Here is a 16,703-nt window from a genome sequence, read left to right on the forward strand (position 1 = left end):
CTGGCTAGACTAAATTGATGGTGACATCTTGTCTGGAGTCCTCAAAATTTTCCAGACATCATTCACATTCTTTTATCTACGAGAACAAGAATATGCCGCTTTCCCCCATGTCCGAACTTCAATCTAAGAACTTTGGGATCGATCCCTTCTGCAACAGAGGGATAATCATTATTTCGAAATTCCCCACCAGGAAAAATTACGATCGCTGATACTCATAAAATTCTTTTGAATTGTTTACAAGAAAAGTTCTAGACCATTGGGATTTTTGACCGATTCATTACGTTAATCACTAAAATTCATTATTTCTATGAACCTCTGTCATGCAGCGATGACGAAATCGATGTTCACAAAACCAGCTTTTTGATACAAAAGAAATATATATAATATAAGGAGCAATTATAACACAAAAAGCAAGGGGGTCAGATGAATAAGTTTTGTGGAGCTGTGCTCTTATCTGTCCTGCTGATGATCACAGTTCCACTGGTTTCTGAGAGACCTGAAATTGGTCAACATCAGAGTATTATCTCCCAAGCACAGCATTTTCTTTTAGAGGGTGAAAATGGTCCTGCCGGGAATTTCGATTTGTTCACAACAGTACTTCGAACGAAAAATGACCCGGCATTTATTCGAGTTGGTGATTTTAATAATGATAGTCGTAAGGACATCGCGGTCGGGAGTGGAGTTAATAAAACGATCGAGTTATTCTTTCAAAGGACAGATGGGACCTTTGCCATTGAGCCCAGCAGGACAATCAATCTCGGTTCCACAATCACCGGAATGGCAATCGGCGACCTCGACGGTGACGGTACCGATGACATTATAGTGACCTCGGCAACAATTCGACGGGCATACTTGCTTTATCAAAGATTTGACTATAGCATTAGCTACAAGGACGCAAGGCCAGATCCATATGGTGTCGTCATAAATGATTTCGATGGGGACGGATTCAATGATTTTGCATATGTAAGTTACAATTCTTCCATAAGCCCAAATTGCACCTTCACCGTTCATTTGAAGAAGACTGGCTTCTTTCCGGAAAATTATGTGAGGTTGGATATTCCAGCTGGTCTTTTCAGGGCTACTCTCATTGAAACAGCGGATTTAGATCAAGACGGACACCCAGATCTGGCGATTGGAGATACTGATTTTAGCAGAATAGCAATTTATAAAGGAGGTATAGTCAGCGGTATTCCCACTTGGACCCAAATTCAGATCATAGACTCAAGTTCTCTGAGAAATCCGATCGAAATGCATTTTATACAAGTCGATATGCTTGGGCCAGAAGAGCTTGTTGTGCTTTCAGAAAGAGATAATAAGATTACCATTTTCAAGTATGACAGCGCAATCCGGCAATTGATCGAATACATTACAAAAGAAAATCTTGATGATCCAATAACAACCACAATGCTGGATGCAAACGATGATTCAATTCACGATTTGATCTCTGTCTCAAGAGATTCTTGCCTCGTAGAGATTTTTCTAACAAAACTAGCCTTGCCATATGGCGAGCCGAATTTCACTTTTCCATCAAATGCATTTCCTCTGAAAGCAATTTCTGCGGACATTAATAACGACAGCCTCGATGATTTGATCATTTCAGCAGATGCTACTTCTTTGAATGGATCGATTACCATCTATTATAGACTTAAATCTGGCTTCCTTAGTAATGCGAATGAAAATATTTTTCTCGATGGAGGGAGCCTGCCGACATCGATCGTCCAAGGAGATTTTGATAAAGACGGGATCGTGGAAATTGGTGCTATATGCACGAACAACACTTTGAAATTCCATAAAATTAGCCAACATGAAACAGGATCGAAAGTAACTGGAATATCACCGTTTGAAGCTAAGACTGCGGATCTGACTAACGACACAGTCCCAGATATCGTTGTTTCGAACTCAGGGAGCAACAATATTACATTCTATTTTGGTGGAGACGCCTTTTTTCAAAACCAAGCAGTTTCATTATCACTACAGATAAATGAATCACTTGACAGCCCAAGAGGTATATCGATCAACGACATAAATGGCGACGGGAGACCTGATGTGGTCATCGCATGCGACTTTGGGATCCAGATATTTTTCAACATAGGAGCTCCTTCATATTTCGACGAATTCCATTCTTCCACAATCTTAGCGCCGGGGAGTAGTTACACTCATCTCACAACTGGTAATTTTAATGCGGGGTATGAGACCACGATGAGATGGCCTGCGATGATAGACATCGCAGCCTTCAATTCCAGCGCCCGTAAGCTAGAGATTTATTTCCAGCATTATCCTTCCCATTCTTTTTCGATCCTTCAACGAGCGGAATTCGTTCCAGATGCCTCGTCGGTTGCAGTCTCCCTGAACTCTGGGAAAATCAATAGCGATTCTCTGGTAGATCTTGTCGTGCCATTGAATAACGGGTTATTAGTGGTTTATATTCAGAAGACTGGCTTGCCAAATGGATTCTCAGATGGTTCAGGTTCAAAGTTTTCGACGTTTTTGCAGAACGGAATTTGGACTGGATCCATCGGTGATCTGGACGATGATGGGTTTGATGAAATTGCAGTCATGTCTAACCGCATCGGGTTAATCTCTAGTATTGAGTTCGACGGTTCCGCATTTAAACACATCCAGTCTTTTTCGTGTGGCGGTGGTTTTGGAAATCTATTGGTTGCAGATGTGAATGGTGATCTGAGACACGACTTACTGATTTCATCACCACTCTCTGCTGCAATTTCAATCAATTACCAGAATAATCTCCCGCCCCGCGCCCTCGCCCTTTGCGCGAGCAGTCCTCCACTCCAAGAGGGCACAGGAGTTTTCTTCGATGGCCGCAACTCTTCCGATTCTTATTCGGACAGGGCTTCCCTCAACTACACATGGTTTTTTGGTGATGGCCATATATATTATGGCGATACAGCTTTTCATATTTTTATGGCTGATGGGAATTATAATGTTTCATTGAGGGTCATTGACAGAGGGGGACTTTCGAACTACAGCAATATTACAGTAATCATCGAGGATCTATCTCCAACCGCCTCTTTTAATATCAACCCCAGTGAGGTCAACGAAGGTTCAGCGGTTGAGTTCGTTGATACCTCGAGATCATATCCTGACCCCATCATTTCTCGTCGGTGGGAATTTGGCGATGGAACTATCGTCGACGGGAATAGCAGTTCAGTCACACATACTTATATGAAAGACGGCACCTATCGTGTCAATTTGACCGTCACGGATTCCGATGAGTCAGTGAGTTCAACTTCCATTGAAATTCGTGTGCGTGACAACATTCCCTCCGTTTCTTTTATTGTATCACCTGCTTCTCCGATCGAGAATTCAAAAGTCTCTTTCATCGATAACTCTTTCTCGTATCCAGATACCATTGTCGCTTGGAACTGGGAGTTTGGAGACGGTGGTACCAGTAATGAGAAGAACCCTGAGCACATCTATTCTCAGAATGGAACCTTCACCGTAGTCCTCAGGGTTTGGGACGAAGACGGGAGTACTAATTCCTCTTCGCTGGTCGTTCAAGTGCGTGATTCCGTTCCTACGGTTCTATTCTCCTTCAATCCGCTGGATCCAAAAGAAGGTCAGCCAGTAATGTTTGAAGATAACTCAACAGCGTATGACGGAATTGTGTCCTGGTCATGGGACTTTGGTGATGGGACACATTCTAGCGAGAGAAATCCAAGCCACTATTACGCTGACAATGGCACATTTAATGTGAGACTTACTGTCGTCGACGGGGATGGGTCGGTTGCCTCTTTTGAGAGACAGCTCTCTGTCAAAGATACATCCCCCGTTATACTCAAGATGAGCGCACGATCAAATGGTGGCCAGATTATCGAGGATGCGGAGATAAGTATAGAAGTTGAAATAGGACTTGGATGGGAGAGCCCAAAGAATTTAGGATACTTCTGGGACTACAATTTTTCTGGCACCTTTGATATTTCTGAAATCACGCAAGTAAACAAGACAGTTCACTCCTACCCTAAGCAGGGTACATACTTAGTCGCGGTCAGAGTATGGGATTCTGATTCTTTCGTTGAGGAAAGCATCATCATAACTGTTTACAACGTAAAACCTGAGGCCAAGTTTTCCTATAGGCTCGTGCAAAGCGGGGAAATTCGATTTGATGCAAGCCTGTCAGAGGACACTATGAGCGATCTCACTACTTTGGAATACCAATGGAACTTTGATGATGGCAGAGGATGGTCAAATTGGAGCCGTAACCCGGTTGTCCTTCACATGTTCGAGAGTGATGGCAACTATAGTGTCTCGCTGAGAGTGAGGGACGATAACGGCGCAGTGGATGAGACGAGCGCGTGGGTAACCGTTGACAGAAGCCCGCCAAGCATAGGGAACATCATGGTTGGAGAGGCTATCGTGGGAAAAGCGATCACGGTAACCGCGAGCGTTGAAGACAATATCGCTCTGAGAAATGTGACCTTGTTTTACGAAGTTAACAATGAGACCTTCTCAACGCCGATGCTCAAAAGCGAAGGGTCGAGCAACATCTGGGTGGGTCAGATCAAGAGTTTAAACAAGACAGGGATTATTGTTTATTGGATTGAAGCAGTCGATGTCAGTGGGAATAAGTTCACAACGGGGAAGCTTGAAGTCCTTGTCACCGAGAAAGCGATCCAACCCTCTTTTTGGATCTTGGGCTTGAGCATCGCTGGGCTTGTACTTGGCGGTTTGTACGTATACGTAAGGCAGTTCTCGACAGCTGTTGATGAAGTCTTTGTGATCTACGAAAATGGATGCCTTATCGCCCACGATACACGCCGGTTGAAACCTGGAATGGATAATGATGTTCTCAGCAGTATGCTCGTCGCGATCCAGGACTTTGTAAAAACCGCATTCAAGGACGAGGACACAACAGCACTCAAACGGCTTGACTTTGGCGAAAAGAAAATCCTTGTTGAGAAGGGAGAGAAGATTTACCTGGTCGCTGTTCTCCACGGAAAGTATGACTCAAAGATCGCACAAAAGATGCCAAAAATTCTGAACGAGATCCATCGGGATTACGGCAGCATCTTTGCACAATGGGACGGGGATCTTGAAAAGGTGAGAGGTGTACGGGATAAAGCCCATCTCCTTTTTGCAAGAGAATGGAAGATCCCAGTCGAATTTTTCAAGTCGATCAGAAAACGCCTTAGTATTGAAAGAGCTCTGACGGTCGAATGCCCGATATGCGGTGAAAAGATTTCACCAAAGAATAGTCAGTGCCCCTCATGTGGGGCCGAGTTAGACTACGCCGATATATCTGAACTTGAAGATCTGGCAAAAAAAATTGGCCAGGGAGAGGGAACCCCAAGTATCAAGAATGAAAGTGGAGATCAGAATATAAAAGGACCAAACGATTCAAATGAAGACGGGTTGTGAAGTAAGCCACATATGTCCATCGAAAGGGAAACTTATCGATCGCCCACTCAATTGAGTGACTTATGAAGTATTATCTAAAACAAGATTGTTTACACAGACTCCTAATTCTGAGCCATAATTTCATAACTACCTCGATGTATTTATCGCCGTGTCTCCAGCCGAAACCCTCGTCCTGTTGGTGGTGCTCTGCGGCCTCTTAGCGGTCCTAGCCTATAAATTCAAATTGCTCAGCGCAAGCGGTAGCATAGCGTCAATCGCTGTGGGACTCACTATTGGCTGGTTCGGATCGATCAGTTGGTTACTCATCCTCATCGTCTTCGTACTCCTCGGATTTCTTGTCACCCGATATAAAATACAGCTCAAAATGGCAGGAGGATTACAGGAAGGCAAGAGAGGGGAGAGAACATACCGTAATGTGCTCGCCAATGGGTTTGTTCCATTGGTTATCGCTTTGGTCTCGTACTCCCTGGATTTGCAAAACGAACTGATAGCTCAGATCGCTTACCTTTCCGCGATCAGTGTCGCAGCGGCCGATACTACCGCAAGCGAGCTGGGTGTATTGAGCCCTCGAACCTATCTAATAACGAATTTCAATCGAGTGGCACCTGGCACAAATGGAGGGATATCCCTAGCAGGGACAATCTGGGCTGTCATCGCAGCAACCTTCGCATCAATAATCGGCTGGTTGGCGATTGTGCCAGGTATGTCGATTGATGTAATGGTGGTTATACCCATCTTTGCTGGCGTATCTGGATGTATGATCGATAGCTTCATCGGCGCTACGCTCGAGAACCGTGGATTTGTCTCAAAGCTCGGTACCAATGTCATTTCAATGCTTGCCGGCACTGTAATTGCCGTGAGCATCTTTCAGATGGTCCAGTAGAATTTACAATAAGCGCCAACAAGAAGGATTTGTCATTATCTAAAGCCATAGTCGCATCTGCTATGCATGTTACGTGAGATGGTTCAACCCAAAACAATTATCGACTACAATATTAATTAACATGTAGGGAATGGGTTGAGATAAGAGAATTAAAGTGACGCTGATGATGAAAGTAAATCTGAAGCGAGGAAACCTTTACTTGTTGCATGGAAGGGATCCAGGCAGACTATTCAATCTTTGCAATAGCGCTAGAAATCAGGGCAGCAAGATCCTCTGTATTACAAGGATGCATCCCGATCAATTAGGAGAGGAATACGGAATTCCGCAGGAACAAACTATTTGGATTTCACAAACGGTAGGGCCACGGAATATTAACCCGCAGAACATGGGAATCCTGACAGAGACCGTCGTTCGATTTCTTTCAGCTAATATAAAATCGATCGTTTTTCTTGAAGGACTCGAGTACCTCATAGCACAAAATGACTTCACTAAGGTATTGAAGTTCATCAATCATGCGTACGAAGCGGCTGCGATAAACAGAGGCATTATGGTTTTCTTGGTAGATCCCCGTGCTTTCTCAGCGAGGGAAATGGCGTTTCTCGAAAAATGTGCTGTCGCGATTTGCGAAGGTGATGAAGTTGTTATGAAAATGTCAGATTGAGTCTCCCGGGCATCTTATGTTTCATCTTTAGTTTCAATTGAGACGCCTGGTCGTTTCAATCAACAAATTATTTATAGATGCTTCCTGTTTAAGCGACACAACGCGAATGGTATGACGGCCATAGCGGCGGGGATACACCCGGTCTCATCCGAACCCGGCAGTTAAGCCCGCCCACGTTCCCTGTTGTACTGTGGTGCGCGAGCCCACGGGAAGCAGGGATCGCTGTCAGCCATTCGCACAATTTTTCACGATCAACACAAGGCAACAATGACCCCATCAACATTTCTGCATAAGCAGACTCATTCGAAGGTTAATTTGAGCAATAAAAGATTTAAGCATCAATGATCGTAATAGGAACCTAGAGTCGGTGCCGCTGATGGCTATTTCGTGGGATGTAATGGTCATTGCCGTCGGCGTGACGGTATTTGCGATCGTCGTCTTCTTTGAGCTGAGATATATGAGGTCGAAAAGGAAAGACAAGATCGAGACGGTGTTAATACGAGATGAAGCGTACAACGCATTGATTACTACCAGCGCTGTTTCAAAGGCCCTGAAAGAGAAGAACAAAGATACAACAGATGCAGATCGATTGATTTTCGAAGCGGAAAGAGCCTATCAGAGGAGAGATTATTTAACTTGTAAGGAACTGACTGACCAAGCCAAGGAGGCGCTCAGACATGCAAAATCAAAGGATTTTGAGGTTTTCGAGGAGATCGCTTCAACACCTGCACCGCAGGAGGAGCCAGTTGTTCCATTCCAAGAAGTCAAGAAACTCCCTGTGAACTACATCGAGTCAAAATTTATGATCGAGAGTGCACGGATAGGTATCGAGACAGCGAGCCAAAGAGGTTTGGACACAACGGCTGCGAGGGCCTATTTGGAAAGTGCTCAGAAATGTTTTGCAAGTACCGAGTACACGGAAGCGCTCAAATACGCGTATAAAGCGAAGAGGTGCGCGGATGGACAGACCGTCGATCGACCTGCATCGGCGGAAAAGAAAGATGAGGAGGAATTGAAGGAACGATCTGACGAGGCGGAGAAATGTTTACAATGCGGAGCATTGGTCAGATCTGAGGATAATTTCTGTGGTAAGTGCGGAGCAAAAATCAATAGGATTCCTAAATGCCCCTCCTGCTCCGCCGAAGTCGATCCTTCCGATAAATTCTGTAGACGATGCGGGACGAAACTTTAGTCTTGGCGTTCTAGAAGACATTTGCGATTCCCCGTCATTAAGGGAGACGCCATTAGGAGAATGATTTCGCAGATACGACTCAGTCTTTTGAGAAACACATGGACCCCCTCCATGTTCTGGAGCTTCGTCAAATTTATAACGACAACAATTCGACTATCAGTCTCTGAGAACCTTTTTATATACACCTTCTGATGCTTTTGCTGGTTGAATGATCCTCGTGAAATTAGGCGGTAGTGTCATCACGGAAAAGAGTCAACTGAGGAGTTTTCGCAAAGAAAACGTCGAAAGATTGGTCGATGAAATAAAAAGCGCGAGAAAGAAGATCATTCTTGTTCATGGAGCCGGATCCTTCGGACACCTACTTGCCAATGAATACAGCCTGCAAAAGGGTTTTATCTCAAACAACCAGATACCCGGTCTTGCAAAAGTAATGGTCGATGTGAGGGAACTCAACCTGAATGTCATGAAAATTCTCGAGGAGAAAGGCATTGCTGCTGTCTCCATACCTCCGAGTACATCAACAAGATTGAACTCTGGCGAGATCGCCTATCTTGATTACGACCTGTTCGAACGATTTATCGAACTAGATACGATGCCCGTGACATTTGGCGACGTCTGCCTCGACAAGAGACAGAAGTTCGGGATTTGTTCTGGCGACCAGCTCATGGAAAAACTTGCGAGCCATTTCAAACCGGAAAGGGCGATATTTTGCACGGACGTCGATGGCATTTTCTCATCCGATCCAGCATCAAATCCCGATGCTAGATTGATCGAAGAAATCGATCGATCGATTCTAGAGCGCATACCAAAGAGTTCTAAGTATGTAGATGTGACTGGAGGCATGTTTGGGAAAATTGAGCGAATGGTACGTATCGCGTCGAGGAACTGCGAATGTCTCGTAATTAACGGTAATGTCCCTGGAAGGCTCAAAGCAGCACTCAAGGGAGACACCGTAAAAGGAACAAGAGTCGTTGGTGAATGAGTCTATGAGGCGTATCGAGAAAAGGAAGGCTGACCATGTCGAGGTCTCGATTGAAAAGGATGTCAGTTTTCACTATAACTATTGGGACGATGTGAAACTCGTACACAACGCTCTGCCAGAAGTCGACTTCGAGGAAATTGATACTTCAACAACGCTATTCGGCCGCAAACTCTCATTTCCTCTCATCGTTACCGCAATCACAGGAGGATATGGAAAAGCGGCTGAGATCAATAGGAACATTGCGAAGGCCTGCGAAGAAATGCAAATCGGAATGGGGGTTGGAAGCCAACGTGCGGCGCTCGAGAACGGTGACGAGAGTAGCTATTCTGTAATCAAAGAGTTCGATATACCGTTAAAAATCGGGAACATAGGGGCACCACAATTGGTAAAGCAACGGAACAAGAGGGCTTTCGATCTATCTTCCATCGAGAAGGCTTTTCAGATGATCGATGCCGACCTCCTCAGCGTCCACCTCAATTTCTTGCAAGAAGTTGTACAGCCTGAAGGGGACACACGGGCAAGGGGATGCTTGGAAGCGCTTAGAGCGGTCGCCAAGGAGTTCCCAGTAATGGTAAAAGAGACGGGCGCCGGAATTTCGAGGGAAGTAGCCGAGAGACTAAAGGGGACCGGGATTAGAGGGATTGATGTCTCTGGTGCTGGAGGGACGAGTTTCTCCGCCGTCGAAAAGTTCAGATCAGAGAAAATCGGCGATGAAAGGGGTGTAGCATTGGGAGAGACTTACCGAGACTGGGGGATCCCCGCGCCTGCCTCCGTCATACTAGCAAACGTCGGACTTCCCTTGATCGCAAGTGGGGGGGTTATGAATGGCCTCCATATCGCTAAGGGTATCATTCTAGGTGCTCAATGCGCTGGCGTTGCGAGATCGATTCTTACCGCTGCGATGGACTCGGCAGAAGCTGTCGTCAAGAAATTGAAGATCATGCAACTGGAATTCAGAACCGCGATGTTCCTGACAGGCTGTGCTAGAGTTTCAGATTTTCAAAAAAAGGAGTTTGTGCTCACAGGATTGACAAAGGATTGGCTTGAACAGTGCTGGAGGAGGAGGATATGAGCATTCTTTCAGAAATGAGAGGGATCATCGAACGAGTGGACAGGAGTTTGATGTCATACCTTGAGGAAGGGAAACCGGAGAAATTGATGAAAGCCGTACGCCATTATCCTGAGGCTGGGGGAAAGAGATTAAGGCCACTGGTAGCATACCTCGTCGCTGAGGCTGTTGGCCATGATGGTGAAGGCTCCATTCCATTCGGATGCGCCCTTGAAATCATTCATAATTTTACGCTGATCCACGATGACATTATTGACCAAGACCCTATGAGAAGGGGGAGACCATCAGTCCACGTTCTTTTCGACATTCCGACAGCGATTATCGCGGGAGACGCGATGTTCGCGCGTGGATTCGAGGTAATCGGCAAGACCAAAACGACGCCAGAACGATTGAATCGATTATACGCAATTACTTCTAGAACAGTTTGGTTGATTGCCGAAGGGCAGCAGATGGACTTCGACTTCGAGACGCGGAACGATGTGACACCGCAGGAATACTTGGAGATGGTTGAGAAAAAAACCGCGGTTCTGTTTGCTTGCGCAGCAGAGGGGGGCGCGATTATTGCGGGGGGGTCAGAAAACCAGATAAGAGAAATGAGAGAATATGGGAGGATGCTCGGCATTGCCTTCCAGATCTGGGATGATGTCCTCGGGATCACGGGAGAAGAAGAACAACTCGGAAAGCCTGTCGGGTCAGACATCCGGAACGGTAAGCGTACACTTATCGTTCTTCATGCATTGAAGGAACTCGACGACAGAAAGGACAAGACGAGAAAAGAGCTCCTTGTATCCACGCTAGGCAACGAAAAGGCGAACGAGGAGAGGATACATGAGGTTCTCGATGTGCTTCGCGATCTTGGCAGTATTGATTACGCGAAGGAGACTGCCCTTTCTTTTGTAAAAAAGGCGAAAATGAATCTCGAATGTCTCGATGACAGCAAAGAAAAGGAGATGCTATCGGCACTCGTCGATTTCGCCGTCGGAAGAAAAAAATGAGTGTCATCAAGAAAGACAAAGACCTAGCACGAGATTCCCCGGTCTGTGAGCACGAATTCTGCGATCCGATTTTCAGGAAGATGTCGGTGCTTAACGAGAATTGCTCTTCTTCGCCCCGGCGACAACTTCTCCAGGCGTATAATCACTTTTGCATTGTGATGGAGTGCATGGCCACCTAGCGCTTCGTATGTGCCCTTCTCAACGTCCGTGTAAACCTGAGATGTCAGCAATATCGGAATGTTCATTTTCCTTGCGACGCTGAGCAACTTGACCGTCTGATTCGCAATCGATCTCCTTTCTGACCTTTCTTCCTGCCTGCTCGTCAGGCGGTAATACATCGTCGCGGAATCAAGTACGATCAGGCCGATGTCGGGATTGCCCTCTGCCATCTTGACTGCCCTGTCGACCATCTTCTCTTGCTCATCGAAGCTATGAACCTCGCTGAACAAGATGTTCTTCACAATTACATCGAAATCGCCACCAGCGATTTGGCGCAATCTATCCAGAGAGACACCTTCCGTATCGATGTAAGCGACTTTCCTCCCATGCTTGACGATATTGCATGAAAGGAGAAGGCAAAGGCTGGTTTTGCCGGTGCCAGCCTCTCCGTAGATGAGAGTCAGACAGCCAGTCTCGATACCACCATCGAGCATTGAGTCCAGCGTAGCGCAACCGAACGGGATCCTATCCACAATCAGAAAAGGTAGTTGAAAACAATAATCTTTGTTGTTGGTTTCATGAGCGTGCAACAGTCACGGCCGATAGAATCATTGTACCTCTTGCAGAATCTCATCCAGAGCATCGGATCGAACGCCAGTGTTCAGAGTTTAGAGGCCCACGAGAGAACAATATAGAAATCTGTTGCATTTAGAAACTGAAATCTAAATGATTTAGATGTCTAACGATCCATTATGTATCGTCATTCAATTGGTACTTCCCCAAATCAATTATATTGATTTTTCACGAGTCTTTCTGAGGAACAAGACGAGGAGAAGGGCACCAATGACCTGGAAAATCGCCATGATAATGAGACCGATGTCATAGGAAGAAGTGAATGCGACTGCCATGCCGAGGAGAACGGGTCCGAACACCGCCCCACCGTTTGCTATACCATTCATAATCCCTGTTGCGCTCCCAATCAGTCGCGCCGGAGTAATACTTTGCAATAGCGTGAACGATGTAGGCGCCATCACGCCAAGGAAGAAGAAAATAGCGCTAGCGACAAGAACGACATGGTCATGAGGAAATACTACGATTAGTAGGAGAAGAAAAATCGCGTCGATTACAGCGAAGATGAACGCCGTCTCGACACGCCTCCCTGTCCGATCGCTTATCCACGATCCAGTATACATGCCACAGAGCCCGCCAATATACGGAAGTGAAGCTCCCCAAACTAACTCCTCAACAGAAAATCCCTTGGCAACGAGGAAATAAGTGGGTAGCCAGAGAGAGAGCCCCCACCACGCCAAATTAATGGATAGAAACGAAAAAGTGATGATGAAAAGACCTTTGATTCTTACCGATTCACTCAAGTTCTGTCTTGTCAGCTCGATAAGGGAACGCATGGATATACGCGATTCCGGCCGAGATCGTGCTTCATGCGGATGATCGCACAGACACCTCCAGAGAGGAATCAAGAGAATGAAGCCAGCCGCTCCAACTGCATAGAACATGAACTGCCAGCTTGTTGCAACGATCAGCGGGAGAAGCAGAAGCGGCACGAGGAGATTCGATAAAAATCCTGAACTAAGGTATAACGCATTGACTCGTGCCCGACCCGAGGGTGGGAACCATGTGCCGACGACCTTACTTGCACTGGGAAAGAGCGGACCTTGTGAAAGACCAAGAAAGAATCTTGCCAAAATGAAGATCATAACGAAGGTGCCAAAAAAGCCCGTGAGAACGGTTAGGGCCGACCATGCCAGGACAGCAAAAATGAGACTTTTTTTGGGCCCGAAATAATCGATAAGCGGGCTGATAAAGATATTTGAGATTCCGTATCCGACAAGAAAGATGCCAAGTAAAACCCCACCCAGTTCACCGAGCTGCTCAGACCCCCATCCATATTCATCGGCCACGAATGGAAGTGCGACAGAAACATTTGCCCTGGCAATGTAGCCGACGAGTGTTGCAAGAAAAAGGGTCAACGCAATTGTTGCCGCACGTCGCGACGATAATCGTATTATATCATCGTTCTCCACAGATATCATCAGGAGATTTCATGCCGGTCTTATCATCTTTTTTAATAATGTTTTAAATCGTTGAGAAACAGAATTAGTATACTCTTAACAGAAACTTCTTCGTTGGACGAGACGAGACTGAGGCAGTAATGGGAATATCATCTATTGACTGCCGTAGGAATGTCCCGAAGGATCTTTTTCCTTTCCCGGATGCAAGAAAGGGTCAGGACTTGTTTCTTAAACATGCTAGGGAATGTGTCAAGCACGGGATTCATCTTTTTGCACACGCCCCCACGGGACTCGGTAAAACAGCAGTGAGTATGGCAGCAGCGCTGGAATACGTCTTACAGAACGAAGGGATTCTTTTCTTCCTGACTGCGAGACAATCCCAACACGCCGTTGCAGTCGAGACGGCCAAGCGAATCCACGAAAAGGAAGAGATCAGGGCGATAGATATCATCGCTCAAGAAGATATGTGCCTTGCAACGAGAGAAAGACGTATCCAGTGCATAAACGACAACGCCTGTTTTTTCTCGAGAGAGATCACAAATGAAATGATTGAAAGGATACTTGCGCAGCCCTTGCATGTACAGGAGCTGATGAGAGTCTGCCTCAAGGAGGGTGTTTGCCCGTATTTCGCAGCGATGTGCGCAATGCCCCGATCAGATCTCGTCGTCTGCGACTACAATCACTTCTTCGCGTTCAATACACGGCCGATCCTCGATAGGTTCAAAAAAAAGATTTCCGAAACGGTCATTATTGTCGATGAAGGCCACAACCTACCGAGAAGAATCATCGAGAATCACACTGGAATTCTAACTTTGCATTCGATCCAACGGGCGGTGAATTCAAAATCGTTTAAGAAATTTCGCGAAGATATTGGTGCCATCAGGAGCGCTTTTCTCAAGATATTATCAACACACCAAGGTGATGAACTACTTAGCACGAGAGAGCTGGATGACATGCTCATCGCCAATGCCTGCATAGATACTGAGGGGCTTGCGCGTGAATTCTCAAAACACCTCGAGCCATTAGATTTGATGAAACATCGTGAGATCATCACTTTTCTTTCAATGTGGCACCGGTTCGGTGAGTCAAGTGTTAGGTATGTCGACAGGAGCTCGAAATCAATCGTCGTGCACTTGATCGATCCGGCCCTGATATCTAAACCCGTATTTGACGCAACACGTTGTGTGATCGTGATGAGCGGCACGCTTCACCCCCCAGAAATGTTTGCCGATCTTCTCGGTGTGAAAGGGAGATGCGCGTGCCGGCGATATCCATCGCCATTTCCTGTTGAAAATCGGTTAATTCTAGCCGTACCCCAGGTTTCGTCAAGGTACAGGACGCGTTCGGAAACCACCTATTCAACTATGGCGAAGATCATCACAGACATTTCTGCTGTCGTCCGGGGCAACGTGCTCTGTTTCTTCACCTCTTACGATTTCCTGGACGCAGTTAGATCGAAATTGGATCCAATGAAGTTTGCAAGAAGCGTTTTGATAGAAAAGAGGGGGTGCAGGAAGAGTGAGAAGGAAGCGATAATCACGGAATTAACGCGCAATCAACACTGCTTGGTACTCGCGCCGATTGGTGGGTCATTTTCAGAGGGTGTTGATTTCAAGAACAATATCATATCCTGTGTGATCATCGCAGGTTTTCCGATGAACCCTCCATCAATCGAGAATATTGCAATAAAAGATCGATTTAAAGATAAGATAGGGGAAAGGATGGCGGAACTCTACTTCGATATTTATCCCGCAATTTCTAAGGTTCTACAAGCGGCAGGACGTGCCATTAGGAGTGAAAGCGATCGCGCTGTAATCGCATTGCTCGATGAAAGATACTCTGATCCTACCATCAAGGGTGTTTTTCCCAATGATTTTCAGATCAAGACCTTTGAAGACCCGATAAGTATGATCCATGACTTCTTTACGGCAAAAAATATCAATTCTGATTGAGTCCAGTAAGACCTTTCAATGTTGACTGGAAAAGCTCTCCTATCGCTTTAAAAGAAAATGATTCCAGAACCCCTTTCACTACGAATAAATGTTCTTTCTCAATCAATATCAAAAGTAGGCATAAGATTAATTATCGTTAAACTAGAATTACAACACATCACAAATCAATTCAGAATAATGCAGTGAAAAATGATGATCGCTAGACCTTTTCGTATCGAAGATAAAGAGGGAGTCATTAGATTACTGTGCAGCAATAGTATATGGCCTTCCGCGGAAATAGATATCGAGCCTTCGAAGTATTGGGACTGGAAATTCCTTCGGAATCCAGCAGGCTCTGGCATTATCTGTGTAGTCGAAGAAAAAGGCGAGGTCATTTCCCACGCAGCTGCAGTCCCTATATTCATTTGGGTGAGAGGTGAGGTTGTATTGGGATCGCAAGGCGTTGATGTCCTTACCCACCCCGAATATCGTCACAAGAATGCTGCTATGCTCGCAATAAAATGTAGAAACGAACAAAGGGAAAAAAAGAATGTCCAGATCGATCTCGCATTTACGAGCGATCGTTTTCATGCTGATTTTGCGAAGAAGAGCGGGCACAAAGAAATCGGCGTCGACATGGTCCGGTATGAACTCATTACAAGACCCTCCTTGTTCTTCAAGGGTGGTTTTTTAGAGAAATCAAAGAAACTCATGTACGAGCAATACATCCGCCTCAGAAGATTCATTACATTGAATGGAATCCTTGGGGCCGACGATCTTAAAATCATACCGGGAAACAGGTTTGACGAAAACATCGATGATTTGGTGTCATCCGCATTGATCCAATTTGATCTCGCTGTTTTCAAAGATCAAGAATATCTCAATTGGAGATACGCTGACAAGGACGCGGGGGAATTTAACATACTCCTCGCGTACGAGAATGGAACGGTAATCGGCTATATTGTATTCAAATTCATAGGGAATAAGCCCGTGAAATATGGCGAGATTGTTGATATCCTTGTGAGGCCTGGTTCTAATTACGCCGCCACCATTCTTCTAGCCGAAGCGATTGAACGTCTTCTTGAAAAAGGAGCGGTTAGTGTTTATTGTTGGCTTCCGAGTAGGCACCCCTACACCTCGTCCTTGAGGAAAATTGGCTTCCTGCGACCGAGAAAACAAAATGATCAATCGATGATCATTCTCTACAAGGACCGGAGTGATAAGAGAATAATGCAAGGAATCGTCGAGGAAAGAAGAAAAAAGGTGCACTTCGTTTTTGGCGACTCTGATTGGATCTGAACGGTTTCAAGAACATCAGTGAACTGAATATTGCAACTTAGAGCAGTTCAAATCGAATTTAGCTCCAAACATCTCGAAGATTTTAGATTTAGCAGAAGAAAAAAAAAGATTATTAATCGTGTAGCA

11 protein-coding genes and 1 rRNA gene are annotated in these 16,703 nt (G+C 45.6%); 10 read left to right on the forward strand and 2 right to left on the reverse strand.

Annotation, left to right across the window (positions count from 1 at the left end):
* Nucleotides 1-423 precede the first annotated feature (423 nt).
* The 8 genes from QHH00_03115 (at nucleotide 424) to QHH00_03150 (ending at nucleotide 11,158) form a co-directional block, all read left to right on the forward strand.
* A complete protein-coding gene (locus tag QHH00_03115) occupies nucleotides 424-5,376 on the forward strand; it encodes a PKD domain-containing protein (GenBank protein ID MDH7508373.1) in 4,953 nt (1,650 codons plus the stop codon).
* 148 nt (nucleotides 5,377-5,524) lie between these two features.
* Nucleotides 5,525-6,259 carry a DUF92 domain-containing protein gene (locus QHH00_03120; protein MDH7508374.1) on the forward strand — a complete coding sequence of 245 codons (735 nt, stop codon included), beginning with the start codon at nucleotides 5,525-5,527 and terminating at the stop codon, nucleotides 6,257-6,259.
* 163 nt (nucleotides 6,260-6,422) lie between these two features.
* A complete protein-coding gene (locus tag QHH00_03125) occupies nucleotides 6,423-6,920 on the forward strand; it encodes a DUF835 domain-containing protein (GenBank protein MDH7508375.1) in 498 nt (165 codons plus the stop codon).
* A 110-nt stretch (nucleotides 6,921-7,030) separates the two neighbouring features.
* Nucleotides 7,031-7,151, forward strand: a 5S ribosomal RNA gene (rrf, locus tag QHH00_03130).
* A gap of 145 nt (nucleotides 7,152-7,296) precedes the next feature.
* Entirely contained in the window at nucleotides 7,297-8,112 is an 816-nt protein-coding gene (locus tag QHH00_03135) for a zinc ribbon domain-containing protein (GenBank protein MDH7508376.1), read from the forward strand.
* A 208-nt stretch (nucleotides 8,113-8,320) separates the two neighbouring features.
* Nucleotides 8,321-9,094 (forward strand): isopentenyl phosphate kinase, encoded by a 774-nt coding sequence (locus QHH00_03140; GenBank protein ID MDH7508377.1) that lies wholly within the window; start codon nucleotides 8,321-8,323, stop codon nucleotides 9,092-9,094.
* Between the two features lie 4 nt (nucleotides 9,095-9,098).
* Nucleotides 9,099-10,166, forward strand: coding sequence for a type 2 isopentenyl-diphosphate Delta-isomerase (fni, locus tag QHH00_03145; protein ID MDH7508378.1), 1,068 nt, complete (start codon nucleotides 9,099-9,101; stop codon nucleotides 10,164-10,166).
* The gene (locus QHH00_03150) at nucleotides 10,163-11,158 is read left to right on the forward strand and encodes a polyprenyl synthetase family protein (GenBank protein MDH7508379.1); all 996 of its coding nucleotides are present in this window, start codon (nucleotides 10,163-10,165) and stop codon (nucleotides 11,156-11,158) included. The genes fni and QHH00_03150 overlap by 4 nt, the downstream gene beginning before the upstream one ends.
* Before the next feature lie 23 nt (nucleotides 11,159-11,181).
* Here QHH00_03150 and radB read toward each other — a convergent pair whose 3' ends face one another.
* The gene (radB, locus tag QHH00_03155) at nucleotides 11,182-11,850 is read right to left on the reverse strand and encodes a DNA repair and recombination protein RadB (GenBank protein ID MDH7508380.1); all 669 of its coding nucleotides are present in this window, start codon (nucleotides 11,848-11,850) and stop codon (nucleotides 11,182-11,184) included.
* A 255-nt stretch (nucleotides 11,851-12,105) separates the two neighbouring features.
* On the reverse strand, nucleotides 12,106-13,368 hold the full coding sequence (locus tag QHH00_03160) for an MFS transporter (protein ID MDH7508381.1): 1,263 nt from the start codon (nucleotides 13,366-13,368) through the stop codon (nucleotides 12,106-12,108).
* A 119-nt stretch (nucleotides 13,369-13,487) separates the two neighbouring features.
* Here QHH00_03160 and QHH00_03165 point away from each other — a divergent pair, with 119 nt between their 5' ends.
* Both QHH00_03165 and QHH00_03170 read left to right on the forward strand, forming a co-directional pair.
* A complete protein-coding gene (locus tag QHH00_03165) occupies nucleotides 13,488-15,299 on the forward strand; it encodes an ATP-dependent DNA helicase (protein MDH7508382.1) in 1,812 nt (603 codons plus the stop codon).
* 192 nt (nucleotides 15,300-15,491) lie between these two features.
* Entirely contained in the window at nucleotides 15,492-16,577 is a 1,086-nt protein-coding gene (locus tag QHH00_03170) for a GNAT family N-acetyltransferase (GenBank protein MDH7508383.1), read from the forward strand.
* Nucleotides 16,578-16,703 lie beyond the last annotated feature (126 nt).

This window comes from Methanomassiliicoccales archaeon, from assembly GCA_029907465.1.
In the GTDB taxonomy this organism is placed as follows: Archaea; Thermoplasmatota; Thermoplasmata; order Methanomassiliicoccales; family JACIVX01; genus JACIVX01.

Excerpts from the sequence above, each read along its gene's own strand:
- QHH00_03135 (MDH7508376.1), top strand. The coding sequence starts at position 7,297 with ATGGCTATTTCGTGGGATGTAATGGTCATTGCCGTCGGCGTGACGGTA.
- QHH00_03165 (MDH7508382.1), top strand. The coding sequence starts at position 13,488 with ATGGGAATATCATCTATTGACTGCCGTAGGAATGTCCCGAAGGATCTT.
- QHH00_03160 (MDH7508381.1), bottom strand. The coding sequence starts at position 13,368 with ATGATATCTGTGGAGAACGATGATATAATACGATTATCGTCGCGACGT.
- QHH00_03140 (MDH7508377.1), top strand. The coding sequence starts at position 8,321 with ATGATCCTCGTGAAATTAGGCGGTAGTGTCATCACGGAAAAGAGTCAA.
- QHH00_03170 (MDH7508383.1), top strand. The coding sequence starts at position 15,492 with ATGATCGCTAGACCTTTTCGTATCGAAGATAAAGAGGGAGTCATTAGA.
- QHH00_03150 (MDH7508379.1), top strand. The coding sequence starts at position 10,163 with ATGAGCATTCTTTCAGAAATGAGAGGGATCATCGAACGAGTGGACAGG.
- QHH00_03125 (MDH7508375.1), top strand. The coding sequence starts at position 6,423 with ATGATGAAAGTAAATCTGAAGCGAGGAAACCTTTACTTGTTGCATGGA.
- fni (MDH7508378.1), top strand. The coding sequence starts at position 9,099 with ATGAGGCGTATCGAGAAAAGGAAGGCTGACCATGTCGAGGTCTCGATT.
- QHH00_03115 (MDH7508373.1), top strand. The coding sequence starts at position 424 with ATGAATAAGTTTTGTGGAGCTGTGCTCTTATCTGTCCTGCTGATGATC.